1 protein-coding gene is annotated in these 241 nt (G+C 64.3%); it reads right to left on the bottom strand.

What is annotated here, in order from left to right; genetic code table 11:
* On the bottom strand, window positions 1-241 hold a 241-nt coding region (locus SB765_RS33180; RefSeq protein WP_410932970.1), incomplete at both ends, for a YqiA/YcfP family alpha/beta fold hydrolase.

Here is a 241-nt window from a genome sequence, read left to right as displayed (position 1 = left end):
GCGCCGATGCCGGCAAAACTCAACATCGCCGGCAATTGCTGGGCGAACCCTTGGTAACCATGGTCGCCACCGGCCTGGATGCGCAAGGCACAGGCCCGGTAATACTGTTGGGCAAGGCGATAATCCAGGGTTTCATCCCCGGTCTGCAACCACACCTGGTAACGCCCGGCGTCCAGCGGCGCCGGCACTTCCAGCTCGGCCAGGGCCGCGACGTGATCGTGGGTCAATTCCCAGGCCTCAC

Origin of the sequence: Pseudomonas sp. SIMBA_067 (assembly GCF_046534675.1) — a bacterium.
GTDB lineage: Bacteria > Pseudomonadota > Gammaproteobacteria > Pseudomonadales > Pseudomonadaceae > Aquipseudomonas > Aquipseudomonas putida.
Note: the sequence above shows the minus strand (reverse complement) of the source record. Positions and strands in the feature narration are given on the sequence as shown.